Source organism: Novipirellula methanifontis (genome assembly GCF_052161655.1).
In the GTDB taxonomy this organism is placed as follows: Bacteria; Planctomycetota; Planctomycetia; order Pirellulales; family Pirellulaceae; genus Novipirellula.
The window spans coordinates 3,017,804-3,043,870 of sequence record NZ_CP197418.1; the positions used below are offsets into that span (position 1 = coordinate 3,017,804).

30 protein-coding genes are annotated in these 26,067 nt (G+C 53.1%); 24 read left to right on the forward strand and 6 right to left on the reverse strand.

The window, feature by feature from the left end; all coding sequences use genetic code 11:
• Positions 1–134: 134 nt before the first annotated feature.
• The 17 genes from SH528x_RS10650 (at position 135) to SH528x_RS10730 (ending at position 12,727) form a co-directional block, all read left to right on the forward strand.
• Positions 135–449, forward strand: a complete 315-nt coding sequence (locus tag SH528x_RS10650; protein WP_442510505.1) for a hypothetical protein — start codon at positions 135–137, stop codon at positions 447–449.
• A gap of 600 nt (positions 450–1,049) precedes the next feature.
• The gene (gene ltrA / locus SH528x_RS10655) at positions 1,050–2,366 is read left to right on the forward strand and encodes a group II intron reverse transcriptase/maturase (RefSeq protein ID WP_442510506.1); all 1,317 of its coding nucleotides are present in this window, start codon (positions 1,050–1,052) and stop codon (positions 2,364–2,366) included.
• A 316-nt stretch (positions 2,367–2,682) separates the two neighbouring features.
• Positions 2,683–3,051, forward strand: a complete 369-nt coding sequence (locus SH528x_RS10660) for a hypothetical protein (protein ID WP_442510507.1) — start codon at positions 2,683–2,685, stop codon at positions 3,049–3,051.
• Positions 3,052–3,171: 120 nt separating this feature from the next.
• A complete protein-coding gene (locus tag SH528x_RS10665; RefSeq protein WP_442510508.1) occupies positions 3,172–4,110 on the forward strand; it encodes a tetratricopeptide repeat protein in 939 nt (312 codons plus the stop codon).
• Between the two features lie 108 nt (positions 4,111–4,218).
• Positions 4,219–4,785: a hypothetical protein gene (locus SH528x_RS10670; RefSeq protein WP_442510509.1), complete on the forward strand. Its 567-nt coding sequence runs from the start codon at positions 4,219–4,221 to the stop codon at positions 4,783–4,785.
• Positions 4,786–4,880: 95 nt separating this feature from the next.
• Complete coding sequence (locus tag SH528x_RS10675) at positions 4,881–5,468, forward strand: hypothetical protein (RefSeq protein ID WP_442510510.1); 588 nt, start codon at positions 4,881–4,883, stop codon at positions 5,466–5,468.
• Positions 5,469–5,593: 125 nt separating this feature from the next.
• On the forward strand, positions 5,594–5,956 hold the full coding sequence (locus SH528x_RS10680; protein ID WP_442510511.1) for a hypothetical protein: 363 nt from the start codon (positions 5,594–5,596) through the stop codon (positions 5,954–5,956).
• A gap of 134 nt (positions 5,957–6,090) precedes the next feature.
• Positions 6,091–6,489, forward strand: coding sequence for a DUF4253 domain-containing protein (locus SH528x_RS10685; RefSeq protein ID WP_442510512.1), 399 nt, complete (start codon positions 6,091–6,093; stop codon positions 6,487–6,489).
• 34 nt (positions 6,490–6,523) lie between these two features.
• A complete protein-coding gene (locus SH528x_RS10690) occupies positions 6,524–7,036 on the forward strand; it encodes a hypothetical protein (protein WP_442510513.1) in 513 nt (170 codons plus the stop codon).
• Positions 7,037–7,296: 260 nt separating this feature from the next.
• Positions 7,297–7,590, forward strand: a complete 294-nt coding sequence (locus tag SH528x_RS10695; protein WP_442510514.1) for a hypothetical protein — start codon at positions 7,297–7,299, stop codon at positions 7,588–7,590.
• 116 nt (positions 7,591–7,706) lie between these two features.
• Positions 7,707–8,552, forward strand: a complete 846-nt coding sequence (locus SH528x_RS10700) for a hypothetical protein (protein ID WP_442510515.1) — start codon at positions 7,707–7,709, stop codon at positions 8,550–8,552.
• A 148-nt stretch (positions 8,553–8,700) separates the two neighbouring features.
• The gene (locus SH528x_RS10705) at positions 8,701–9,033 is read left to right on the forward strand and encodes a hypothetical protein (protein WP_442510516.1); all 333 of its coding nucleotides are present in this window, start codon (positions 8,701–8,703) and stop codon (positions 9,031–9,033) included.
• Positions 9,034–9,263: 230 nt separating this feature from the next.
• Positions 9,264–9,911 carry an RNA ligase family protein gene (locus SH528x_RS10710; RefSeq protein WP_442510517.1) on the forward strand — a complete coding sequence of 216 codons (648 nt, stop codon included), beginning with the start codon at positions 9,264–9,266 and terminating at the stop codon, positions 9,909–9,911.
• A gap of 118 nt (positions 9,912–10,029) precedes the next feature.
• A complete protein-coding gene (locus tag SH528x_RS10715; protein WP_442510518.1) occupies positions 10,030–10,728 on the forward strand; it encodes a hypothetical protein in 699 nt (232 codons plus the stop codon).
• A 132-nt stretch (positions 10,729–10,860) separates the two neighbouring features.
• Positions 10,861–11,358 carry a hypothetical protein gene (locus tag SH528x_RS10720; protein ID WP_442510519.1) on the forward strand — a complete coding sequence of 166 codons (498 nt, stop codon included), beginning with the start codon at positions 10,861–10,863 and terminating at the stop codon, positions 11,356–11,358.
• A 122-nt stretch (positions 11,359–11,480) separates the two neighbouring features.
• Positions 11,481–12,026: a hypothetical protein gene (locus SH528x_RS10725; RefSeq protein ID WP_442510520.1), complete on the forward strand. Its 546-nt coding sequence runs from the start codon at positions 11,481–11,483 to the stop codon at positions 12,024–12,026.
• A gap of 113 nt (positions 12,027–12,139) precedes the next feature.
• Positions 12,140–12,727, forward strand: coding sequence for a hypothetical protein (locus SH528x_RS10730; protein WP_442510521.1), 588 nt, complete (start codon positions 12,140–12,142; stop codon positions 12,725–12,727).
• A gap of 71 nt (positions 12,728–12,798) precedes the next feature.
• Here the strand turns inward: SH528x_RS10730 and ltrA (SH528x_RS10735) are convergent, their stop codons facing one another.
• Positions 12,799–14,202, reverse strand: coding sequence for a group II intron reverse transcriptase/maturase (ltrA, locus tag SH528x_RS10735; RefSeq protein ID WP_442510522.1), 1,404 nt, complete (start codon positions 14,200–14,202; stop codon positions 12,799–12,801).
• A gap of 664 nt (positions 14,203–14,866) precedes the next feature.
• Between ltrA (SH528x_RS10735) and SH528x_RS10740 the strand changes: the two genes are divergently transcribed.
• The 7 genes from SH528x_RS10740 to SH528x_RS10770 all read left to right on the forward strand — a co-directional run bounded on the left by SH528x_RS10740 (position 14,867) and on the right by SH528x_RS10770 (position 20,189).
• Positions 14,867–15,574 carry a DUF1963 domain-containing protein gene (locus SH528x_RS10740; protein ID WP_442510523.1) on the forward strand — a complete coding sequence of 236 codons (708 nt, stop codon included), beginning with the start codon at positions 14,867–14,869 and terminating at the stop codon, positions 15,572–15,574.
• Between the two features lie 102 nt (positions 15,575–15,676).
• On the forward strand, positions 15,677–16,342 hold the full coding sequence (locus SH528x_RS10745) for a hypothetical protein (RefSeq protein WP_442510524.1): 666 nt from the start codon (positions 15,677–15,679) through the stop codon (positions 16,340–16,342).
• Positions 16,343–16,460: 118 nt separating this feature from the next.
• Positions 16,461–17,108, forward strand: coding sequence for a hypothetical protein (locus tag SH528x_RS10750; protein WP_442510525.1), 648 nt, complete (start codon positions 16,461–16,463; stop codon positions 17,106–17,108).
• Positions 17,109–17,155: 47 nt separating this feature from the next.
• Entirely contained in the window at positions 17,156–18,031 is an 876-nt protein-coding gene (locus SH528x_RS10755) for a hypothetical protein (RefSeq protein ID WP_442510526.1), read from the forward strand.
• 431 nt (positions 18,032–18,462) lie between these two features.
• On the forward strand, positions 18,463–19,032 hold the full coding sequence (locus SH528x_RS10760; RefSeq protein WP_442510527.1) for a hypothetical protein: 570 nt from the start codon (positions 18,463–18,465) through the stop codon (positions 19,030–19,032).
• 298 nt (positions 19,033–19,330) lie between these two features.
• Positions 19,331–19,852: a hypothetical protein gene (locus SH528x_RS10765; RefSeq protein ID WP_442510528.1), complete on the forward strand. Its 522-nt coding sequence runs from the start codon at positions 19,331–19,333 to the stop codon at positions 19,850–19,852.
• A 190-nt stretch (positions 19,853–20,042) separates the two neighbouring features.
• Complete coding sequence (locus tag SH528x_RS10770) at positions 20,043–20,189, forward strand: hypothetical protein (RefSeq protein ID WP_442510529.1); 147 nt, start codon at positions 20,043–20,045, stop codon at positions 20,187–20,189.
• A gap of 716 nt (positions 20,190–20,905) precedes the next feature.
• Here SH528x_RS10770 and SH528x_RS10775 read toward each other — a convergent pair.
• The 5 genes from SH528x_RS10775 to SH528x_RS10795 all read right to left on the reverse strand — a co-directional run bounded on the left by SH528x_RS10775 (position 20,906) and on the right by SH528x_RS10795 (position 26,052).
• Complete coding sequence (locus SH528x_RS10775) at positions 20,906–21,415, reverse strand: L,D-transpeptidase (RefSeq protein ID WP_442510530.1); 510 nt, start codon at positions 21,413–21,415, stop codon at positions 20,906–20,908.
• A 199-nt stretch (positions 21,416–21,614) separates the two neighbouring features.
• Entirely contained in the window at positions 21,615–23,450 is a 1,836-nt protein-coding gene (locus SH528x_RS10780) for a MotA/TolQ/ExbB proton channel family protein (protein WP_442510531.1), read from the reverse strand.
• 12 nt (positions 23,451–23,462) lie between these two features.
• On the reverse strand, positions 23,463–23,768 hold the full coding sequence (locus SH528x_RS10785; protein ID WP_442510532.1) for a hypothetical protein: 306 nt from the start codon (positions 23,766–23,768) through the stop codon (positions 23,463–23,465).
• Between the two features lie 635 nt (positions 23,769–24,403).
• Entirely contained in the window at positions 24,404–24,976 is a 573-nt protein-coding gene (locus SH528x_RS10790) for a hypothetical protein (protein ID WP_442510533.1), read from the reverse strand.
• Complete coding sequence (locus tag SH528x_RS10795) at positions 24,976–26,052, reverse strand: hypothetical protein (protein ID WP_442510534.1); 1,077 nt, start codon at positions 26,050–26,052, stop codon at positions 24,976–24,978. The genes SH528x_RS10790 and SH528x_RS10795 overlap by 1 nt, the downstream gene beginning before the upstream one ends.
• Positions 26,053–26,067: the final 15 nt, after the last annotated feature.

Below are 26,067 nucleotides of genomic sequence, written 5' to 3' on the forward strand. Positions count from 1 at the left end.
TTACGGCGAACCATACAATTCACCGAAGTGCGGCATAACGCGTTCTCAAATGGAAACCAACTTGGCCGCACTCGGTGATTGCCGCCGTTCGCCGACTGAAGTGCTCACCGCATTGTCGCCTGATGAAATTCACAATGAAGCGACTTACTGATACCGAAATCGATGCCCTTCGTAGCGAGTATCCGTATCTGGACCGCGACTACTTTGACCATCTTGCTCGGATTGGATGGGGACCGCAGGAAAACGGACGGATGCTATACTCAGGGCCTGTTCATCCTGCTGACGTATACGGTGACCGTTTGGATGACTCGAAGCTCGTGCTTCTAGGCGATGACGGTTGCGGCTATTGCTTCGCGTTCGATCCGGTTTCAAGCTCGTTTGGTGAATTGACTGACCGAGGTGAATGGACCCCGTGGGGTGACCGATCGTTTGTGGACTACGTCTCGTAGTTTGAGCCAAAATAAATGCGGACTGCGGCGAACCATGGGTTGCTCGTGCGGACTGGCAAGGTCTTGAAGACTAGCGGGTGTGAATCCCGCCTGAGTAACTGTTAGCCACAGACTCAGTATCGAGTTTTGCAGCCAACCTATAAGCATCATGAGCTGAAGTGGTTGGTTGAAGCGTAAACAGAAAGGTAGTGAGGGTGAAAGGTATCGGCTGGCTGCCGAGCCCTGAACGAGATTGAGCTCCGAAAATATGGTTTCCTGTTGGATACTGCCCACGGTCTGTGCATGCCTGAAGGCTACATCTTGTGACGCGTTATTGGCGATGCTTCACAAGAAGTCCCGGAGTCGAAGATCCACTCGCGCTACACACTACGTTTTCAAGGCAACCAGTGACGCCCAAAGATTCTTGATCTGACTATGAACTCCAATCATGACAAATCGAGTATGCCCGCGAAGCCGAAAAGGCAACAGAGGCAAATGACTCTTTGGGAATCGGATGACTGCATAGTACCGTTGACTTCGGGTAATTCCGAACGAGGGAAGGCGGTCAGGCCGACACGCGATTCCAGCCGACCACCTGCCACTCACAGAAGTGGAACGCCGGTGTATGATCGACTGGATCGCATCACCACGAGAGCGGAAGGCGACGCATCAGCGACGTTTAGCAACGTCTTTTCGTTGCTGAATACCGAACTGCTGTTCTACGCGTTCCGACGACTCAAGCGAGACAAAGCACCGGGGACCGACGGTGTCACGGTGGACGATTACGAAGAGAATTTGCAAGGCAACTTGCAAGATCTCGAAGATCGAATCCATCGTGGCAGCTATCGTCCTCAGCCGAGTTTACGCCGAGAGATTCCCAAAGGAGACGGTAAAACGCGACCTTTAGGAATTGCTTGTGTGGAAGAAAAGATCGTCCAGAGGGCGGTCGTGATGATCTTGGAACGCATCTACGAGGTGGATTTTCATGATACCTCGTACGGTTACCGTCCCAAGCGAAGCTGCCACCAAGCACTGGCCGATCTGGGCCAGACGATCACACGCCGGCGAGTCAACTGGGTGCTCGACGCGGACATCAAAGGGTTCTTCGACAACGTTGATTTCGGAAAGCTCCAAGAGCTTCTCGGGCGACGCATCGAAGACCCTCGCATGCTGCGGCTGATCACCAAGTTTCTGCACGCCGGAGTGATGATTCAAGACAGACATCACGCCACCACGGAAGGCGTCGCGCAAGGTTCGGTTCTTTCTCCACTGCTAGCCAATGTGTACTTGCACTACGTGCTGGACGAGTGGTTCGAGCAGCAGGTGAAGCCTCGTCTTAAAGGCGAGGCCTCGATCATCCGCTTCGCGGATGATTTCATCTGCACGTTCGAGCGAGAATCGGACGCGTTGCGTTTTCGTGAGGTGTTGACCAAACGTCTTGGTCGGTATTCGTTAGAGTTAGCTGAGGAGAAGACGAAGTTGCTCCGTTTCGGCCGTTTTGCCAGCCGCGATTGCCAGCGATTGGGTGAAGGGGCTCCGGGCGCATTCGACTTCCTTGGCTTCATGCATTACTGCGGCACAAGCCGCGCAGGAAAGTTCAAACTGAAACGGAGAACATCGGCAAAGAAGTTTCGATCGAAAATCCGCGAGCTCAAAGACTGGTTCCGTTCCAAGTTGACGACGCCGCACAACGAGGTCTGGCCAACGTTGGTCCGCAAACTCCAGGGACACTTTCAGTACTACAATGTCAATGACAATTGGGAGATGCTGATGAAGTTCCGAGAGGCGGCACGAAAGTTAGGTCTTCGTTGGATGCGTCGTCGCAGTCAGAAAGGGCGAAACCTCAGTTGGGAAGCTTACGGCCTTTATCTCGAGCGACACCCGTTGCCGAATCCGGGACAGATTACGGACTTGATCGCGATGGGGAGTGTGAAGTGATGCCCGGTGAGAGGTGTCGGCTGGGAGCCGGATGCGTTAACGGCGCCAGTCCGGTTCTGAGAGGGTTCGGTGATCAATTGGACAAGGATCAAATATTGTGACACCACAAGGAGAAATCTGTGGCAAACCGTGAACACAAAGCGTATCCTAACATCCGAGAGACTCCGTTCTACTCGCCCGGAGGCCGCGAGTTGACGCTTTTGAAGTGGTAAGTCGCTCGCGCGGCCCCGCTGAACCCCGACGTTATCCGATTCCAATGTTCTATTGCCAACGACATGCTCTGGATTGACCTCAAATGATGCTCTCCGAATCCGCGATGAATACTGCTCGACAACTCGGTCAAACCCTGTTCGACGTTGCGACGTCCGCGTCTGGCGATGCCGACTGGCAGACCGTCAAGCTCGATGCCCGTTTCGATGGCAACGGCGGAATTGCACGGAAGATTTTCGTGACGCAAGTGCGTTCTGGCGCTGACGAACTTTGCCCTCCTGCGGGTGACACGATTGATCTTCCGCTGGCTGAACTGGATAAGCACCGATCCGGCACGGGAACGGCTTGGTTTGGTCTGCTGTACACGGTTACCTGCAACGGCGAAGTCAAAATTGACTTAAGCTATGACCACGAAATCGCCTACGATCCCGCGTTTCGGGATTGCTGGGTTGCTAAAGCCCAAAACGGCGGATAACAATGCGATGGTGACGGAGCGGCGGTGGTCGCCTCGCTCGCAATGGCCGAGTCTTTCGCCGCCGCCCGCACATCGCCGCCGTTCTGCGAATCATGTTCCGCGATACCCGAGGATAGACCGATGCTAAAAACTTCGTTTTTGCTGGCCGCGTTATTCGCGACGGTTGCCGTACCTGCTGCGGCGCAAGCCGATACTGAAAATCCAACTTCCGCACGTGACTTCTACGAACGGGGGTTGAAACGAGAGGACGCGAAACAACTCAAAGAGGCCATCGAAGACTATAAGAAGGCGGCCGAGCTAGACCCCGGTTCTTTCGACGCCCACTTCACGCTTAGCTCCTTGCACGCAGATCTGAAAGATTATCGAGCGGCGATTGGTGCATTGGCAAAGAGTTTGACGGCTCGACCAAAGGACTATTCCGCGCTGTTCAATTCCGGTTTGTACCACGAGTATCTTCGCGATTACGATGAGGCAATCGCGCATTACACTCAAGCATCGGCTGAGGATGCCGACTTCTCGCATTACGGAGGCTCCGCGAACGAGGCCCGCGCACATGCTTATCACTACCGAGGACGTGTTTACCAATGGTACAAAAAGGAGAATGAGAAGTCGGTTGACGACTTTACGTCTGCACTTCGCTTGGATCCCAAAATCGAAATGGTTCGATACCGGCGAGCGCGAGCCTATCACGACCTCAAGGAATACGCCAAGGCAAATGCCGACTTTGCAGCGGCGCGTGATTTAGACCCTGACTATCCGAATTTGCTGAATGCTTGGGCATGGCAACTGGCAACGTGCCCCGACGCAAAATACCGAGACGGTCAATTGGCTTTGCAGCTGGCAAAGAAGACCAAAGACATGGATACGCTTGCTGCGTCCTTTGCGGAAATCGGCGAGTTCGGTGATGCTGTTGCCACCCAGAAACGTGCTATTCAGATACTGGATGGCTTGCCGAAGCCGAAAAATGAACCTGCGGCAAATCGCCGGCGCGAGCAAAAAGAGAAGATGGAGGTGCAGTTGGCGACCTACGAAGCCCAACGGCCATACCGAGACGAGTAGCAAGTTGCAGAACAAAGCGTTGCACGCCGAGCCGCCGATCGCGCGTTTCCTGAATTCAAAGTCACTCGCGGCGGCCGGGTGAACGCCAACGTTACCCGGCTGAAATCCATGAGCATACCTGCTCGGTACATTCTCCCCGACCCTGACCCGGCCGTCGTCGAGCGCATGTCGGACATCTGCGACCAGATTGAGGACCGTCCGTTCGGCCAAGCTGACGAACTCCTGGAGGAATGGCATCGCCATGCCACGCGTCAAACCGAACACAGCGAATTCAAAGCGTATTACGAATCAACCAACAAGGCCGATTTTGTTCTCGCGGCGCTTCATCCTGTCGCGATATACGATGCTTCCGCAACGTACAATGAGGTCGCATCTATCTTTGCGGCTGTCACGTCCGCTGAGCTTGATGGACACGAAATGGATTACTACTACAGTTGGCTCGATGCGCAATTCCCTGGTGCTCGCCTGATGGACCTGGCATACTGGCCCGATACTTGGTTCGATGACCCATCCTTGGTCCGGAATCCTGATGGGACGTTTATTCCTGAGTCGCACCTCACAAATGACCAAATGCTCGCCTACGCGATTATTGTGTCGGGTCGACGATTCGACGACGCACCGCCTGCTCCAGACCTTCCGTTTCCGATCCCGAAGAATCTCTCAAGCGGCGGGTAACCAGCCAATGCACCCGCGCGGCAAAGTCGGGCGTTTTCAAATGGACAATCTCTCGTCGCCGCCGGGTGATTGGTACCGTTATCCCACTTGACCTCATGTCACACAAAATGTTTAGAACGCGTGGCAATAGCGAGACATCATACCGAGAGACGCTGCGTAAGCGTCTTGAATTACTTCCGTTTACTGCACCGCCCGCACCTTGGAAACTCGCTGGAGGATCATTCATTGGCGGACTGTCTGACGTCGGTTACGTTCCCGATACCGATGACGTACTTGCAGTGTCAGCCGAAGGACGCATCTTGTTCGACGCATCAACCGGAAAACGCCTGTCGCACGATCCAGCTGATATCTTCCAAGACGACCCTTGCCTTCCTCACCGAACGGCACCCGCGATAGGAAAACATACCGGGGTATGCGTCACTCTCGCTGGTCGGCATGGCGGAGGCCTTTCCCGATTTACCGACGACGGTTGGACGATCGACATTGTCCAACTTCCCTGGCCCAGCCATTTCCTCTTTCTATCCGCAGGCTACCTTTCCGTTACTAATGCTACTGGCGATACATGGAAACTGTGCGACGACAACTCCTACACATTCCGTGCCGCCGGATTTTCACCCACGGGCCGGTCTTTCGTTTTTGCTACATCGGGCGAAATCGTGATTTTCAGCCGCGCATTGGGATAACCATGCGATGGTGACGGAGCGGCGGTGGTCGCCGCTTTTGTCTGCTTGCAAGTTAACTCCCGCCGCCCGCACATCGCTACCGTTACCCGACCAGAAAATCCGCAATCATTTGACAAGTTGACTCCATGCTCCGATCATACTTCACGGTTTACACACTGGGCGAAGAATTGAACGAAACGGTCCACGTGCTTTTGAGAAATGGTACGTTCAGCGGTGACGTGGACTTTCCTTCCCCGACACTAAACGATGGTCTCGGCCATCCCGCGTTGGACAGCGATTTCTTCGTTGATGACGAGGGTGGCGTGACAATTTCCGTTCGATTGCCGGACATGTCTGGCAAACCGGGAACATTCGTACTCGGCGATCGGAGTTTCGAACTTTCCGCCGGTCGTTGCTTCATACTCACACCAGACTGGCAGGGAGACCAGATTCCAGCGCAAACGCTTGATGACGCATTTCAGTACCTCGAGGCGAATGGTAGCCAGTAGGACTCGATGCCGAACAGCGGCGGGTAACAATTCGATGCACGACGAGTCGCCGAGTCGTGGTTTTTGAAGTGGTTGATCACTCGCGGCGACCGCGTGATCGATGACGTTCGCCGACTAAAATTGAAAGACAAAAATTGGACAAATACGAAACTCTGAAAGCATGCGAAACTTCGGCGCCGAACCAAGGGATGTCGACCGACGACATAATCACGACACTTTCCAAGTGGGACGCTGAGTACGGAGTTACTATCAAGGACGTTGATTCGGATCGGTTCGTCGCGACTTTCGGAAAATTGCCTGACGATTTGAATTCTTTTGCAAATGACCTCTACGCATTCTGCCCGAACATCCTCGATCAAGATTTTTCGCAGTATCCCGAGATTCTTGAGAGCGCCGATGTGCTCCCAGCCGACTACATCGAGCAGGTCCGAAGCTTTTCTGAGGGAATTGACTTCAACGACAAGGACTACGACATCCAACTTCTGAAGCGTTCGTTAACGAAGTTTCGCTCCGTTTCATTCATGTGGGACTAGAGTTACAATGTAGGGTCTGACTCGCCGAGGTCGCGTGTTCATACCGCATCCCGACGGCGGCGAACCAAGCGATGGTGACGGAGCGGCGGAGTCATGTTTTTTCGACTGCTTGCAAGTCTTTCCCCGCCGCCCGCACATCGTTAACGTTCGTCGACTGAATGTGATGCTTGATAGCCGCGGCCATCTAGCTGACCGCGTTAGAGCAAATGTAATGGCCGCCCCATTCAATCCGCCCGCCGAGATCAACGCCGACCCTATGCCAGAAACACCGACGTTGCGACGCGGAAAACGCGTCCTCGCAACCATTGGCGCGCTGTTGCTCGTTTACACATTAACGTACGTGATGTTACGGAATCGTGGCATTCGGCAAATGGAAACTTACGACAACGTTGGCATTCTGTACACGGATGTTGAATCCACGTTTCAACGTAAGGACCTGACGATGCATTTGATCCTATCTGCACTGTTCGCACCGGCGAATGAACTCGATCGCATATTCTTCGGTGGCGAACCTCCGATCCGATGCATCATCTTTGACCTTGCTTGACAAGAGGAACGATGTGACGCGGGAGCGATCTTTGCCAGAAATGTTGGAACGTTATGCTCGACGGTAACCGAATTACTCCGTTAAACTACGACGAACCACGACATGCACGGGAGATCGCCAGGGAACGTTCCCCAATGGAAACTCTTGGGGGCGATCCCCGTGACGGCCACCGTTACCCTAATCGACCATTTCCTTCTCCACAATCAGTTTGGTGTCCCCACATGAGCTGGGATGTTCGGTTTTCAACCGCTGAATCGACGATGGGCACGAAAGCCACCGTTCGTGAGCAATTTCTTTCGGCGTGCGAACAGATTGTTGGTGCGCCGATTCCTCGTCAGGGCCCAACCGAAGTGGTGATCGACGATGCTTTCCGGTATGAGACTCTGTTCATCGGCAATAAACACGTCACTGAATCGCTGTGCTTGAGCATCAACGTCGTGGATGGCGATCCGCACAGCGATCAATCGCATCCGGTTTGGGCGTTCATCAGGCAAATCGTCAACTACACCGGGTGGCAGGCCGAAGACACACACAGAGGCGAACCGATTTCGTAAAGTGGGGTAACAATCGGATGCACGACGAGTCGGCGAGTCGTGGTTTTTGGCAATGGTTGATCGCTCGCGCCGACCGCGTGATCCGTAACGTTAGCCAGCAATGAAATTGAGCATCAATGAGCTATGATCTGTTTCTCAAGTCGGACTCTACGACTCTCACCACAGACGAGTTTGAGTCATACTTCAACGCGCGACCGTACTACACTCTCAGCAACGCGCAAGCTTTCTACGAGAACCAAGACACGGGCGTATACTTCTTCTTTGACTACGCTCCCGACGAATTGGGCACAGTTGCGTTCAATCTCAACTACTATCGGCCTCATTTCTTCGGCCTCGAAGCCGCGCCAGAGGTGGCGGAATTCATCTCAGCGTTTAATCTCACCGTTGAAGATCCTCAAACTGACGGGATGGGCGATGGGCCGTTCTCCATTGACGGCTTTCTTCGTGGCTGGAACGCCGGAAACCGATTCGGATACCGGGCCATCCTCTCACAAGACGAGCGACCGGAAACACAGGTTTACCCCACAGCGGAACTCGAACGCACTTGGCGATGGAATCTAAATCGTGCTGCACTACAGAATCGGATGGGTGAGCTGTTATTTGTTCCGAAGTTCATGTTCTACAAAGGACAGACGCAGGCCCGTTCTGCCGTTGTGTGGCCAGATGCTTGCCCGATTTTCATGCCAAAAGCCGACATCGTCATCGTGCTTCGCGATGATCTATTCAATACAACTGACCGCGAAGTTACAGTAGTCGAATGGCCAGAGATCAAATCGGTCGTTCAGGCATTTCCTGTCGACGAAGAGCATGGCCACTTTCGCTTAGATTATGAAGTCACACCAGATTCTGTTGCTCAGTTCATTCGAGCATTACCAATCGTGCCTCAAGAACCTGATAGTGGACTCGCGTATGACAGTGTCCTGAATGCGGAGCTGGTCCTTGGGAACACAACGGCGGGCTAACCATCGGATGCACGACGAGTCGCCGAGTCGTGGTTGTTGAAATGGAGGATCGCTTGCGGCGACCGCGTGATCCGTAGCGTTCCCCGACTGAATTGCTTCACTTTGCACCGCACACCATCATGAGGCGATTCGCCGGAATCGCGACTCCATGAAGATCGCGACGTACCAGTGGCCCGAACACACTCGGCCTTGCGACTTTACGCTGTGCCTCCAGGATGGATGCGTGTTCGCTGATTTTGCGGCTGATTCCGTTGGGAACTTCTACTTGGTTCGCATTTCGTTTGATGGGTACGGATGCTGCACAACCGATGCCGACATCACCTCAATGTCTGCTGACGATTCCACGTTGCTGGCCGCCTTTATTTCGTGCAACGATGTAGACAACGAAGCAACTCGTGACATCCTTCGTCGATACCTTGACGCAAACAGGAACCGCCTCTGGTGCGATGCGCTTGTCGAACATGATCTATTGCCACCTTGACTAATCACATTTTCCTGGGGTTTCAACGGATTTGCCGCCTCACGTTGCGCTCGATATGATTGGTTCAACGTTCATCGGATCGATCGAATTGTCTTCGCCACAGACAAAGAGGGGAACAATGCGATGAACCGAAGACGCGGAGCCGAGTTTTTTTGAAGTGGTGAGTCGTTCGCCACGTCTCGGTTATCGCCGCCGTTCCCCGACATAATAACTCAAACCGAACAAGTGACTTGGCGCGAACCAAACTCGTTTACCCGAAAATGCCCGGCAGCGGTGATGCGCCGTTCGCACGCTGCATCGCATTCGAGAAGTACGACGGGACAAATTTGCATTGGGTCTGGGACCGTGAACTTGGCTGGCACGCATTCGGAACGCGCCGCGACCGCTTTGACTTGGATGCGTCTGGCATCGCAGCATTCGCTGCTGCTCATGCAGGACTTGAGCATGCTGCGCAACTGTTCCTCGATTCACTTTCTGATGCTCTTACTGAGGTCCTGCACAAACTTAATTACTTCGATTCAAACGAGATCATCGCGTTCACTGAATTTTTGGGCCCAAATTCGTTTGCAGGCAAACATCGTGGGACTGACGAAAAGCAACTCGTGCTATTCGACATTCAAACCGATTCTCGATTTCTACCTCCGGAGACCTTTGTCGACGATTTTGAATCGCTTCCCATTGCTCGTGTTGTTTATCGTGGCAAATTGACGGGAAGATTCACGCATGACGTGCGGGAAGGGAAGTATGACGTCACCGAAGGCGTCGTTTGCAAGGGGCATTCCGATGGTCAAGTCTGGATGGTAAAAATCAAAACCAACGCATACATGGAAACACTCAAGCAGGCGTTTGCGGACGACTGGGAAAACTATTGGGAGTAACACCGTCCATAGGCAACGCAGCGGGGAACCATCGGTTGTTACGGAGCGGCGGTGGCTAGCTTTTTGTTCTGCTTGCGCGTCGTTTTCCGCCGCCCGCAAAACCGTAACGTTCTGCTACATGAGCAACCTCAAACATAGACTTGATGTCCACCCCGCTCGGCTTGTCCGAGCGGATGACGGTACGTCTGCGTTCGGAGGCGATGTCCGTCACGAGGGCGCTCACCCCAAGCACTGGAAACAACCACTGCACCTAGTCGCAATGCTTGATGCCCGGTCCGCAGATTTCCCGCTCGGCAACTATCCGCACGACGCTCTGCCGCTCTACTATCCTTTCGCGTCCGATTTCCCGTCTTTGCAGTACCGCATTGAGTCGGACTCGGCGATCCAGATCGTCAATGTTTCGCGATATCAAACCAGCAAGCGGCCAATGATCGAAACAACGTTTCTGCCGCAATTCCGCGCCAACTTGGTCGCATTCACGTATGACGAGGCACGTGCGATCGCTGTTTCGGAGACCTACCCTTCTTACGAATCCAGTGCTACTGACCGTGAATTGCTTGACGCAACCGATGCCTTTTCGTCCGTGCGAACTGGGGCCAATCTGCGAACGTTCCAGGGCGACGTTGATAACGAATGCCATAATCTTGACTGTTTGTATCACGGGAAGTCGTGCCGCATTGACATCTTCTGCATTGCGCCGTGCTCACGCGCACTCGCCCCTAATTCACACTGGGGGACTTACTCGTCAGACGTTGATCTGGTTTTTGGAACATGCCGTTTCTGTGATACTATCGTGGCCCGTAGCGTTTCGACTTAAATCGCAGAACCATGGCATGAACGCGGAGTCGCCGATCGTGTCTAATGGCCGTTAGAGACCGGTTCGCGGCGACCCGGTTATGCCCACCGTTCTGCTACAAAATGCTGCGTCGTCACCTCATTCAAGATTCCAATGACCGCGGATGAATTCGTTGACTCGCTTGCTGCGCTCTGCCCGACGGAGGCGGAATTGCAATCGCACGGGCTGAATGAGAACGATATCCAAGACATCAAGTCGGCCTTCATGTGTGTGCCAAGGCGAGACCCTTCCGAAGCACTTCGCACCGCAAATCCGGTTTTCGACCTACTGAATCGCTATGATTGCACTTCAGTACAACTACCAAACTTTCGCTTCTCAGATTGCCCGCAGCAGACCGCGAACGGAGTGTTGATAGGATGGTGGGAGGCAGACCCAGTCTTGTTAGACAGCGGTTCAATTGCATGTTACGATCACGCCGCACCAGACTATGTAATCTCGACCTGTGCAAAAGACTGCAGTCGGTTCCTGGCGGCGTTGATTCATCATGCAGCCCGCTACAGGAGTCCGGAATGGCGCGAACGGCGTGATGAACTCGGTCGAGAGTGTGCTTCGGTCGCAGGTGATCCATCAAGCTGGCAGTTTTATGTTTGAGTCATGGATCAAGCTATAAGCAGAACCATGGGTTGGACGCGGAGGCCTCGAAAGCGTCTTTTGAAAATGGTTGATCTTTCGCTTGGCCCCGGTCAACCCTAGCGTTCTGCGATGAAGGATTGATGCTCGACGACATACGACAACGTCCTGCCCTTTACGTTGGTACTAAAACGCTGACTGGCCTCTATCACTTCCTCGGTGGCTATCAGTTTGCGCGAATCGAGCACCGTGTCGCCGACAAAGCTTTTTCTTTGCCTGCCGACTTCCAAGACTGGGTTGCCTATCGCCTGCATTTCAGTGAACCGACGTTTGGCTGGCACAGCATGATCCTCAGCAAAACGTCAATCGAATCGGAGGCGTTCGATCAATTCTTCGCATTGCTTGATGAGCATTCGGCACGTGTCCCGTGCGTACGTGCAAAACTACGAGGCATTCGCCGCTCCTACACCGCAACGACCAACGGAGTATCGAGACAAATGTACTATCCCGATACGATTTCCCTCGTCACCTACACGGACGACCCAGGATTCTTCGTGTATTCTGATGACACCAGCCTGGATTTCCCCCGCCACCCATTCTTCCCTTCGATAGAATGGCTAACGAATTGGCTTGATGTCGGCAGAGATGATTTCGATAGCGTCGACGCCAGCTGGGCGGAATTGCAGTAGCTACAAAAAACGCAGAACCACGCGATGGTGACGGAGCGGCGGCAGCGCTTTTCGAAGTGGTCAATTAACCTTCGCCGCCCGCACATCGCCGCCGTTATGTGACCGGAGACTGCATGGCACTTGGACAACTCCTCGATCAAATCCGTGACTACTACGTCAACCGTTTCATCGACGCGATCAACGAGCACTCCGCTGCTGATGACGTAACAGTTGCGCACGAGCCCGCATTCTGCAATGCAGATGGTGACGTGGTAACTGAAGGCCAACTTGCCCTTCCAGCACGCAGCGATCTACTCATGATCCGCGATGGCGCTGTTACAGATTCACTCCGAATTGACACTGATGGGATGCTGTCTTTCGAACCTATTGCGTTCGATTGGGCGGAAAGCAACCTAAATATTGACTTGCGGCCGTTTCAATGGAATTGGGTGCAATTGCGGATTTTCGGCTTGCAACCCGATGCTGATTGGATGCCAATTCGAGACTGGTTCGTGCGTTGGTTCCAAAAAAGCGACCCCACTGACGCTGAATTGCTCGGTGGCGTTCACTTTCTATCTGATCCTGAAGACGGGGACGGTTACGCACAGGTGTCGATTGATCTCGGCACGGCTCCCGTAGAATCGTTCGAAGAGTTGCTCGATGCACTTGCGCAGCTAGGCGCGAATTGTGTACAAATTGGACAGTTCAATGAAGGCACATAACAAAGCCAATCGGGATAGGGGCCCGGATTGCTCCGGGGCCCCTCCCACATCACCTAGCATGCGGGTCCGCACTAGGCGATTCGCCGCGAGGATGCAAGCTGTTGCCAACGCTCTAATAGACTCAGTAAGCCTTCACTTTTCAGGTGCTCGTTCGATAACGCACGCTGGACTCCCGACGTCTTGGATAGACGCCACGGGCCTTTGCCGCTAAACGCGAACGGACGGGCGTCCCGGTACGACAAGCCCAAGGATATCAGGTTGCGAAGCCGAGTGTTCGACTTCTTCCACTGCTTCCAGTAGCATGCCCGAACCCGTCGCCGAAGCCACTTGTCGAGCGTACTGAAAGTTGTCTTGACTTGATCTAACTGAAAATACCCAAGCCAACCAATTGCATAAGAACGGAACTCCGCGAAACGCTTCTTCATCGACACACCTCGGTTTCTACGAAAGATCTCCGAGACGCGCCGTTTGAATGCGTCGAGCTTCTTTCGACTCACGCGAAACTGTCCGCCAAAGCCACGGAATTCGTAGCCCACGTACTCAAGCTCTTGCGTCTTACAGACGCTGCTCTTGTCGTGATTGACTTGCAGTTTCAACGTCAGCGTCAGAAATCGCTCAACGCTCGCGTAAACACGATGCGCAGCAACATCCGACTTGGTGAAGATCACGAAGTCGTCCGCATACCGCACGAAAGGCAATCCACGCCGCTCCAGTTCCTTGTCCAGATCATCCAAATAGATGTTGGAAAGGAGTGGTGACAACGGACCTCCTTGCATCGTTCCTTCTTCGCTAGGTTGACATAACCCATCGATCATCACTCCGGCTCGCAGGTATCGTCCGATCAGTTTGAGCAGTCGCTTGTCGTGAACCTTGCGGCTCACGCGTGCCATTAACACGTCGTGCTGGACTCGGTCAAAGAATTTCGACAGATCCATATCGACGCATCGGCGTCGACCGCTGCGAATGATCTTCTGCACCTGCTTGGCTGCATCTTGCGCCGAGCGATAAGGTCGATAACCGAAACTTGATTCAGAGAATCCCGGATCGAAGATCGGCGTGAGGACTAACACAATGGCGGTTTGGATGACGCGTTCGAGCAAGTTTGGAATTCCGAGCTCTCTCGTGCCGCCATCGGGCTTGAGGATGGCCACCCGCCGGACAGGGTCCGGACGATAGGTGCCATCGAGTAGTTGTCGACGAATGTTTTGCCAACGCGGCGCAAACCACTCGGGAAAGTCGTCGACCGTTATTCCGTCGGGCCCAGGGGCTCCACGGTTGGCCTTCACTCTTGCCCAAGCCATTTCCATGTTGACTTCATCGACAATTGCTTCCATCAGATTGTGAGCATCATCGCCCAAGGCTGACTTCTCGATGGCCGCCAGAGCCGAATCATCCGTCGGGATGTTTGGCGCAGCGTCATCCACTACGACAAAGTCGAAGACGAGTTGCTCTGCGTTCGGATTCTCTGAGGTCATCGGTGGTTCGTTCCTTGACTGTTGACGTTCGGTTCTTCCCGTCGCCATTGGAATTGGCGGATCGGTACTACAACTTCTGCTGCATTCTCCAGGCACGTCATGCGTTACCGCATTCCGCCCCGCCTTTCGGGCAAGCCCTACTCACGGGTACGCCTGGAGTTCTCCCCAGATAAGGGTTTTCGTGATCTGTCCCCGCCCAAGCTCCCGATCTACCTGCGCTCACTCTTCCGGTTCGGTTTCGCAGTCAGCAGCCTGCTCACCTGTAGACGTCGGCCTCCTATCGGGTTTCTGTTCGTAGCCTGGCGGGTCTTGGCGTGAATGTGTCTGACGACGGTTTTAGCTTTGAAGCTCGTCCGATTCGGTTATTGCCCGATCGAAGCTGTTCTCGGCGGCTAGCCAGATTTACGGTCACATTCGCAGGCTGCCTTCCCACGGATCGTCACCTCCCCGCAGTTGCCCTCGCCTCGTACTGTTCTTTCGTTAGAATTTCATTTGGTATACTGACTCCTCGAAAGAAACCGGAACTAAGTACAGGGGACTTGCACCCCACAAGATCACGCCCATGCTGGGCGTACTGCACACGGAGTCGCGGGTCGCGCGGCTTTTGAAATCAATGCTGTTTGCCGCGACCCGGTGAACATGGACGTTATACGAGAAGAGAAAGATGTTCGCTGACACGGTTCGCGAAAAGTTGAAGCGTCACGCTCGCGAAACGTACGTCGCGAAGCTGAAACGCGGCGGCGGCTCTCCTGCCGCATCGAAAATCGGTGGTGTACCTTGGCTTGACACTGCAGATGATTGGCCTCTCTGTGGACACTGCGACAACCCAATGCAGTTTTTGTTCCAACTGAACCTTGAAGAAACAAGCCGCCTGACATGTGGTCCCAGCGGAACTGGCTTATTCCAAGTTTTCTACTGCACCACTTCAGACACGTATTGCGACGAACTTGGCGACGATCCGTTCTCGCCATACGGCATGCATCTTTGCGCCCGCCACTACCGACCGAAAGCTGATTCAGCCGCAGTCAAGAAGCCCCGGTCCGCGAATTCACTGAAGCCGAAGACGATCGTTGAATGGAGTGCTACCACCGAGTATCCCAGTTACGAAGATGCCATAAAGCTGAAAGGCGTGTCGTTCACTGACGAAGAAACCAACTTCATCTGTCTTGAAGATGACTCACTTACTCAAATGGGCGAGAAACTTGGTGGGTGGCCGGGCTTTATTCAGGGCGCCGACTACCCTGCCTGCCCAACGTGTAGTCAGCCGATGAAGTTTGTGTTTCAGCTCGCTTCATTTGGAAGTCGCATCGCGTTTTTGTTTCGGTGCTCAAAGCATCGGTCAACTCTCGCGTTCTCATGGCAATGTTCATAATAACGTATAACAAGCAAATGCACCCGGGCGGCGGAGTCGGGCGTTTTTAAATTGAAAATCTCTCGTCGCCGCCGGGTGATTTTGGACGTTCGCCCAATTCAAATGATGACACGACCCAACGACGGTGGCGGCACAACATTGGTCCTCGCTGACGGCGACGACTTAGCTTCCGTGCCGGACTCGCATCGCGACATCATCACCGATTCCGTTCGGGATGCTTTCCGCGATCCAGCGGCGTACTTTTCTGAAATCGCGTCACGGACAGCGATACCCAGCCTGCGTAACTATCTGGCCAACTTTGTCGCCGACGGTCGCTGGACTCTGCTGCTCGCTGACACGTACATGATGGAACGTGCGACGATTGCTGCATTCCAATGGTTTCACCCCGCCCAATACGCTTGCATGCTTATCGCGCCGACTGCGGACTGTGACGACGACCGTTTCACGTCGTTTTACGATTGCCTGTCCATGGCGCATTGGGATTCAATCGGTTTTGCTGGCGGCATTGTTCCCTATTGCAACCAAATCTCCGTCGACGACTACGGGACACCGTCAACAAATCCAACGTTTCCCGCTGATGCAACGAGGGTATTCGGCAACTCATCCTGCGGCGACATGATGATTTGCAACTCATCGGGCGATGCCGGGTATTTGTCGCACGAGAGTGGAGCGTCGCACGTTGTCGGTTCGTTTTCAGAGATGTTAGACTGGATTTTTGGCGAGCTGATTCAGAATCAAACGCCAGAATTTGACTATTCCCGCTGCTGACAATGCGGGGCGAACCATGCGATGGTGACGGAGCGGCGGTGGTCGCCCTTCTCGTCTGCTTGCAAGTCCGCTCCCGCCGCCCGCATATCGCTCCCGTTATCTGGCACGGAGAATTCAAATGCGAAAGATGATTCTAAGCGTCTGCCTCTCATTGGTTGCCCTCGCTGGTACGCCGAGTTGCGCTGGTGATCCGGCTACTCAACTCAACGGCACATGGGAATATGTGGCGGCAATCGAGGCGGATCGTATCACCACATACGATGAGTCATCAGCAATGCAGCTCGTAATCTTGGACAATACGTGGGCGCTGTTCAAGGGTGGAAGGCTGATTCAGGGCACTGTCGAAAACGTTGATTACAACAAGCAGACTAGCCCCGTATCGTTCGTTCGCCGTAAGGGCAAAGCTCCTCATGCTGTTGGTCAAGCCATCGTGAAGCTATATGATGACCATCTGATGTACACGACCACCCCAATGGACGCGACGGGATTTGGCTCAACGTCTGGGGCGGTTGGTAATTTCGAATCCGATCCGGACGGCGGTGGGGCAAATGTGACCGATCCGCTCGGTGGCACGAATGGCGGTGTTGGCCGTCCTTCCCAGCATCCGCCAAAATCCTTCTCACCGGAAGGAACGTCCAACACCCAATACATTCTTCGACGAATCAACGACTCAACATCCCTGATGAGCCAGATAACAAATGGATTGCACGGGAGTCGGGCGTCGCGCGTTTTGACAGATCAAACTTCCCCCTGCCCGACCCCGTGAATCCTAACGTTCTGCTAGCTAAACACATTCATCCGGATTGATAAGAAATGGGCACCTGGGGTTCTGGCCTTTACGCCTGCGATATTGCAAAGGATCTTAAATCAACTGTTGCGGCAATATCGCGTCTTCCCTTCGACGAGCAACGGATTTTAGCAATACTGAAAGACGCATATCCTGAAGCAAGCGCGCAACGCGAGAATGAAGACTTCACCGTCTTCTGGCTCGTGCTTGCCGATCAATTTCACAAAAAAGGAATTGATGCACCGAGCGTATTTAGGCAAGCGATAGAGATCATCGACTTCAAGCAGGATGCTTTGCTTCCGCAGCACTTAGAGATGTCCGAACGTGAACAGAAGAAGCGGCAAGCATCGCTGATTAAGCTACGCGACAAGCTTCGCAGCCCCGTTCAGTCGAAACCACGAAAGACACTTTCTAAGCCTCAACCTTTGCTGATGCGCGTAGGAGATGTATTTGTGTATCCAATCGTCGAAACCGGTGGTTGTTTCAATCCTTATTTTACCAAGGCGAACTGGGAGCGTGCCGACTGGGGTGCCGCCACAATCGTTGCATGTGGCTATGTCTTCGACTTCTTGCCATATTACTACCCGCTTAAAATAGCGGGTCGCTTGAACGCTGACAGCACGCCAACTCCGGACACAATTCGCAATCATTTTGGTTGGCTCTTGCAGAATCCAGGGACATGCTCAGCACCTCATTTCAAACGCATGCAAATTCAAGTTATCGACCGCATCTTTATTGATCCCGTGAAGCGAGATGCGAAATTCGCTGACATGCGCTCCGGTAAATATGCGGCGGTCAACGATATTTCCATATCCAACTGGTTACACATTGGAGGTGGGACTGACCGAGGTTACGGTAGTATCGAGACACTCTCCGAGATTTGCGGCGTTGAAGGCGAGTAGGCAAGTGCAGAACCATGGCATTCACACGAACCACGGTATAAGAATGTCACAAATGGAAACCACTCAGGCCGTGCTCGGTGATGCGGGACGTTCCTGGGCTCTGGCATCATTTTCCGTTGGCGCTTTCAAAATCTGGTTTGTGCGGATTGGTTGCACAGTCGGGATGCTGTGGGCTAACCGTAGATAGCACTTAAGGAATACAGCGAAAAATGGACGCTTCGGAGAAACAACATCGGTTGTTCGCACGAATTGGGCTAGCCTTTGTCGTCTGCTGGTTTTTTGGTGACGTCGCCCTGACCTGGTCGACTCAGGTTATGCACCAGAGCAAGATGAAACGAGACGTGGATCGTATGCGGGCAGCGAGCTTTGATGTTCTTCGAAATAGGGCAGAAAGATACGGCGGCGGACAAGAGAGTCAGCTCCTTCCAACGATGACGTCGCTTCGCGACTTAGCGCGGATACCGCTGCGGATAGCTGGGCTGGTTGGCTTGGTGATGTTCTTTGCCTACGCGAATGTCAGAGTCTGGTTGAACAAGAAAGAGTCATCTTTTGTTCCCGACCCGTTGATGGGAAGAATCTCGCGAGTTTGTCTGTTTCTCGCCGTATTGTTGTTCGCTACCTCAATTGTCTACGGCCAAAGCCGTACGTCGATGAAGCCGGTAAATCGAGTGTTCTCGATAGAGGAACGCAGAAAAGATCTTGAGTTGCGCACCGTACGGATTCCCCAGAGTCACCCAAGCCATGGCACGACGACGTATGGCCGTGAACGAAGTGGAAAGTCGACGATCGCTCAGATTAACGCGAAATCTCTTCGGCGCATCCTAATCATCAGGTTGTTCTCTGGTACGTTGGCGATTATCGGATTCATGTCATTGGTTATGGGGCGTCGCCCGAAGCGTAAGAAACCGACGCATCGCAAGAGGAAGTTACCTGATACTCTTGAAATGCCATTCTCAAAGAAACCGGGTTCCGAAGATGGCGAATTGCTCGGTGAGGTCTAGTATTCCTGGACGCTGGCATCGTTTCCAATTGATGCTTTCATGGATTGGGTGCGCGGTCGGGATGCGGTAAGGTTGCTCGGAGGATACGCGATTGAGCCATGCTTGAATTTTGCTGGGACTGGGCCAACCTGCTAAACTGACGCAGTTGCTTAGTGGCCGCGAACTTCGCTGCAGACCGGATTGCACGCGCCAGGAACCATGCGATCAACCGAAGTCGCGGATGGGCCGTTTTTTGTACACAAACCACATTGTCGCGGTTCGGTTGCCGCCACCGTTATTTGGCAAGGAAGTCTCACTTATGAAGAACATTGGTTCGCTCGTCGCACATTTCGTTGTGATCGTGGCCGCTTCCCCATGTTGCGCCCAATTGCAAACACTCTCATCGATGGAGCAATTGCCTTCCGACGCGCGCAGGCTGGCTCAGGAGTGGCAGCTCCCGCAAAAGGACTCTTCGGGAAATCTCAGGGAAGTCAGTTGGATCATCGAGACTCACGAACAATCGCGAAAACCATACATGGGGCGTCACATTGATCTCAATGCGGGGATTACCGGAATATGGTCATACGAAGAGGTGTGGAAACACTACGCGAAGAAGGTCGGTGCAGATGCCACGTTTCCACCAGCAAATGCGCGGCAATGGGATCCCGATAAGGACGGCGAAAGATCCCTCGTGCATCAGATTATTGAGAAGCACCGACGCTATACCAGATTTGTCACATCTACCAAAAAACATCAAATCGATGTAGTTTTAACGGACGATCCAAGCAAACATGATCCAATGGAGCGCTTGACCGTGAGTGTGAAGATCATCCCGAAATGAAACGCCACCTTGGCGGCACCGGATCTGTCATGGTTCCAAATAACAAATCGGTGAACGGTAGGGCTCGGCGCAGTCCAGGTTAAAGTCGACGTCCTCTCCTCGCCCCCGTTACCTTGGTCGTTATGCCACTAACGAAGACACCCAATGAAGCTTTCACCTATCGGTTAACCTGAGAGTCGTCGGCTTCATCATGCTGTTTGCCGCCAGCGGGATTCTGTATTTGACGTTCCAGGATTTGGCACCCCAGTCCAAGGTCGAGAACCCAAGGGCACCCGCGATCGGTGCCGTGCTCGGATGCTTACTCGGCGTCGTGGGGCAAGTCTTACTCAACGGCTGAACCGCCCGCGTCCCTCGAAGGAAGCCGGAAAGTCAGCATTTAGGATCCTCTCAGCGTCTCTAAATCACATGACCCGTCTAAAGACGTTTGGGCTCCGTTTCGGTGGATCGCTACAGAATTGGTGAGAGGAAACATCGCGATTTGCAGCGTCAAACGCGGTTCTCAACTGGAGCGAAAGGGAGGTGCCGACGGCTCCTAACCCAAACCGGCTAAGAAACGGAGAACGTAAGAATTCTGGCCCAGAGACCGAAATCCGGTCGCGCTCGTCAGCCAGTGGGTTCTCGGATGTCTGAGACGACAGAGAAACAGGCGCGACGACTGTTGACGCAAGTGGTTGCGGGATAACGGGATAAAACGAAAAAAGCCGACGTCAGTCCATGGGACCAACGTCGGCTTGTTCTAGGAGACGCTACTTTCGCGGAGCGAAAGGCGACTATTAAGTTGTGCGAACCGAACTCCTTTCAAAAGCTCTCTCCACACAAGTTATCCACTAGCGGCATTTGAACCGCCCTCCTCAAAAAATGTGGTAAACGCCGGGCGAAAACAGCCCCTGCTGAATGGCTGCACACCACGCGATACTACGACTTCATAACCCGGAATTCGCAATGCATGGAAAGCAAAAACGGAGAGACCAAGATTGCGGATGATACAGGTCGCAGACAGTAAAGCGAGCCAGCTGAGCCAGCGACAGATGCTTGTATTCAAATGAGACCTATCTAGTGGTTGGGCGCCGTCCTAAGCGTGCCGCTAACATTTACAACCGTGACGTCAATCGTCGAATTGTCATATATTAGCTTCGCAGCATCCTTCTTGGCCAATCGAACGCATCCATGAGAAGCCGGATATTTTGGCACTGTCGGCCAGTAGTGCAAAGCAATGCCGCGTTCTTTCGATTGAAATCGCACGACCCATTCTGCCCTGGGAGAAGTGCTAAAACGTCTATCTTTGCCCAGCACCTTGAAGGTCCCCTTCGGGGTACACTCCGTTCCCTTCTTCTTGCTTGTCTCAACGTCATCGCAGTCGACGTTTCCTTTTCCTCGACCAGGCGAACAATGAAATGGGCCTTCCTCCTTGCCCACTGCATTCGGCCCCGTCCATTCAATAGTTACTAGCTGTGTTGAGAGATCCACATTAATCTTTTTGATGTACGTCTCTTCAGCCAATAATTGCGATCCTAGGGGTAACCCTACAACCATACCCAGCACCACTCTGAATCCAGCATGCATTGTCTTCTCCGATCGTAGTAAAGGAATGTATCGCCAGGACCAAACCTCCTTGCGAACAGGCTATTGTTTTCGGTCACATTATCTCAGTTGACGCGGTCCACCGTCGCGGCATTATCGTTACTTAGTTTATTATTCGTAAAACTTCGTGACTCGTAAATAATGTATCGAACAATGGCCACATAAGCTTGTCCATGCAATTCTAGCCACCGAGGTGTCGGCAGATTAACGCCATCGCGGCTAACGCACCTCCAGTCAACAGGCATCGAATGCTAAAGCCGAACAACCAAGCATTGGATTCTATTGTGGGGGGCATCGGTGCGGTAATTTCTATTTCCGGTTCCCCAAAATCCTCGCTGCGAACTGGTGTTATGGGAGGTGCATCGGGAACTGGTGTTCGGATGCCGATCGGCTCACTTGCTATCGGCTCATGGACGATCTGACTCCCGTCATCTCGTATCGTCTTGAATCGCTCATGCTTTGAGAACAGTTCTGCAAGCGTTTCATCCTGAACTGCTTCAATTGCCGACTGCTCCCTCGAAGAAAGCCACGTAGCAAGATACGTAGCGATGAGTGTTAGCAACAATGCCACGAAAGTCGTGTCAAACGCTAGCCCCAGCGAGAGAGCGACCGTCGAAACGCCGCTCTGCTGCTTTGCTAATTCGTCGGAAAGGACGGCACCAGTTCCCATTAGCGCTGTTCCGATTCCCCAGACAGTGCCAAGAAACCCCAGTCCAGGCATTGCTCCCAAAAGGAACCGCAAGTGGAAGGAGGAGTTGTCTCGGCGGTCGGCCTCTTGGTTCGCAAGCGACTGCACGAACTCTGGCAAACCGGCCATCTGGGCTCTGCTAAGTATGGCTCGGAGAGTGGATTCCCAGATTCTCGTCGAGGCACTGAAGACACCCCATGTTTGCCTGTGCCCATGCCCAAATTCCGATGCATTCTTAATCTCGTTTCGCAACCAACCAACAGTGAGCGAGCCTGCGGGAGCCGGCAAACCAAGGGGAATCTGCGTGCGTTGTTCCGCAAGAACAAAGGTGAGCCATCTACAAAAAACGATTAGCACCAATCCCCAAAACGATGCGATTATCAGCAATTGAATTACTCCGTTGAACACGCGCAAAACAACAACTGCTGTTTCTGTTTGCACGTCCCCCCATTCATCCTCCATTGCAGCCTCTAAGGCGTCGGCCAAAGCAGTGTTGATCTGTTGCTGCGAAAGCTTGAGGTTCGTTCCGTCGATGCGATAGTGATGGCTGGCTTCTTCTGATACCGACTTCCAGTATGTACGTACCCAGCTGGCAAGCGATCCCGGGCTGGTTGGGAAGGAGATTTCGCTGGTTATTCCACGCGACTCCACATCTAAGAAACGGGGGGCGCTGGCGAGCGACTTGGTTCTCCACCAAGGTATGCGTCGGATTTCTCTCTCCTCTCGCTTTTCCCCATCAGGAAGGTGCCAGCACCCGACATCTGCAATGACCCGTTGAGACCCGTCCGCGGTTTGCGTGTGGGTGACCTCTACCACCATGAGATACGGATACCTTGAAGGGGCGTCCTTTGCCCTCGGTGGGAGGACCTCTGGATGAACAATGCGTGCATAGTAACGTCGGCCAGAAATAAAGACTGCGTCACTCCGTTCCCTATTCACGCCATCGACGAAGGGTTTGTCGACAAGAAATACATCAGCTGCGGACTTGATCTTTGACCCCTGAATCCGAATCCTCGCTGTCTTTTTAGGATCGCCTATCTGGCCAAGAGAAGTCCACTGACGAGTGTCTTCAGGTGCTCGAAGCGAACTTGGTAACGCGCTTGTTGCAGCTGCGTTTATCATTGCTAGGCTTACCCAGCCCATGGTACCACCGACAACACAGATTAATACAAGGCCGAGACGCGAACCAACGGCGATAGCGCCAATAGCGACACTGAACCATCTTGGTGTTTCTCGGATCCATTTCGGGGCTGAGCGGATCCAGCTAGCAGCAGAGCGAAATAATTCGCTCATGCTCCATTTCGAGGACTCGTTTTCACTATCGGACATCAAGGCAACCTTTTAGGGTGCGGATATTAGCCACAAAAGAGGGTCTTGTAGGGGATCAAGCGTGTCAGGATCCATCCCGGCGGCAAGTGTTTCCGCAACGCCGATGGTGGTCGCCGTCAAGCCCGTCGGCGGACCGATCCAAAATGCGGGAAAAACGAAGAATCCCTTGGTTTTTGTCAGGCCGCGATTCTGAATGAGATCCTCTAACGTGGATGCTGACTTGTTAAAACTCAAAGCGATTTGACTCCCCATATCGATAACAATAGCCCGTCGTCCGATCACTGCGTTTGCGTTGGGTCGCCATGGTGCAGTGAGCATTCTACGAAGTAGCGAAGGATCGACAGTAAGGCCTTGCAGCAGCTTCACTTTCGGTGCTTGGTTAACGTCCGATAGAGAAATCTGGCTTGAATTTAGCCGACCTTTCCTCGTTGTCGAATCGATCCCTATCGCCAGCCAAGCACCGCCGCGATCCAACTCTCCGTCGGACACAATTCTCCATTGATCCGGTTGCAGCCCATCGCTCCGGGACGATTGTAGCAAGGGGTACAAAAGCGAACCGATGGACTGCAAAGCTTGGTGGACTCGGCCACTAGTGGCCTCTTTGACAGGCCAAGTCAAAGGCGTTGGAATGAATTTGGCACGTAGCCAGTTTCTGGCATTGTCGTCTACCTCAACCTCTATTACTGAAGGGTTGATACGTCCCCCTCGATCAACAAGTAGCAGAAGAGGCACGTCGCTCTTTGAGCGGTCCCGCCATCCCACGGACACTGCCAACTCGTATCCGTCCCTCGGCAAGAACCAAGCGGCGGGATCACCGGAACCATTACTTAAAGCTAACTTGATTCGTTCCGAGGTGTCCGATCGACCAAGATTATCGCCAGAAGAAATACTAGCTTCGGCGAGTAACGACAAGACAACTATTGTTAGTTTCATGGATAAGGATGCATTGCCTCTCATTTTGCAATCCCCAGTTGAACGTCCCGTACGTAAAAGCGATTCGATGCATTTAGGATGCACTGATCCGGCGACTTCGTTTCCTGATTGCTTACCCACATCACTCGAAACTTCAGCTCTTGATCGCCGCGCAACAGTCGTTGGAACGAACTTGCATCGGGGCCGCTGAGGTGACGCAACTCAAGTCGACGCAACCAAACATCGAGTGCTAGCTCAATATTTTCGCGGCTTCTGATTTCGATAAGAAACTTGGACGACGAACTCTTTGGACGCCGTAAAATCAGTTTACCGCTACCATCATTTGCCTCAAGGTCAACATTGTGCGGTAGAAGCACCTCAAATCCTTCCGCATCACGCACTTGGAGACTTACACTGTCGCCAACTCTTAAGAAATCGTATGGCTTCAGAATTTCAATTTGTAATCGGCGTTGTAATTCCATACCAGCGTCCGCTTCCGCATTCCGCCGCATCGCGGCAAAAAGAAACACCATTAGAGCGACGCCGCCAAGCGCGGAACAAAGCAGATCTAATAGTGACGCAGAGAAATTGGGGAGCGTCCGTTGTTTGCGCATTAGGGCTGCTCCGGTTTCAAATCCAGGGACTTGATCTTAAGCAGGGTATCATCAGAAATATCTTCCTGAAAATTGCAAATCGCGACCAACCGAAATGTCAGCGACTTACTTTGCAAGGAAGTGCTGGGTAGCTCGAGGCCCACGTACCATGGTTCGGCGCTAGCGATGGCTGCTGATTGAATCTTAGACTTGGCCAAGTTCTGGATCAGCAGCAACTGGGATTCCGATCCACTTGGTCTCCGATACCATGAAAACGTGGCATCACTTCCGTTATCTAAGATTAGACCAGGTATTGCTACATTTCCCGCGTTGTCGTTTGCAAGCACTTCAACCAACGTTGCGGTTCGAACAGATCGTCTTTCGTCATCAGGCGTGAGCTCAACACTCGCAGTTGGGTGCCAGGGGCGTTCGTTTCCCAACGAATTTGGCAGTGGAGCGGCGTACAGGTCAGGCCAAGCATCGACTAACCCTTCCCAAAACGCTTCGGTACCTACAACCACATTCTGAGCGGGGGCCTCAAACACGACCTCAAGCCTGATCGTCTGCGCCTTCCAGGAAATTTCGGCATTGACTGGAACAGTAAGCTTCGCATTCAAAGAAGTGACAGAGTCCGGGCCAGAATTGCTGCCTATTTTTGAAAACCACAGGTTGCTTCCTGAAGCCTCGGATATTGAGAGTTCCACGAGTCCAATACCCAAAAGATCGTCTGGTGTCTCGTCAACGGTAACATGCCCGCCGCTCAGACCAGAGGGCCCGAAGTCATGAGCATAGCCAAGGGGATGGACTTCGAGATGGATGTTCTGGATTGCCCCCAAAGTCAAAACGGGCCTGAGATCCGTCGGTTCCGTATTGCTCATGTCGTCCGGCGATCGGATACCTGACGCCGATCCGAATCGTGGAATTTGGATTGTGAGCTGAATCTCTCTATCAAGTGGACTGCCTAACGCTCCGACTTCGGATTTCGGCTGCGGGATTAGTAGCATCATCAGTAGAATCATTCCACCTAAAGCGCAGCAGCAAAGATCAAGAAAGGAGGTTGAAAAGTCTGCTGTGTTTCGATGAACAGTTCGTCTCATAGTAATTTCAAGAAT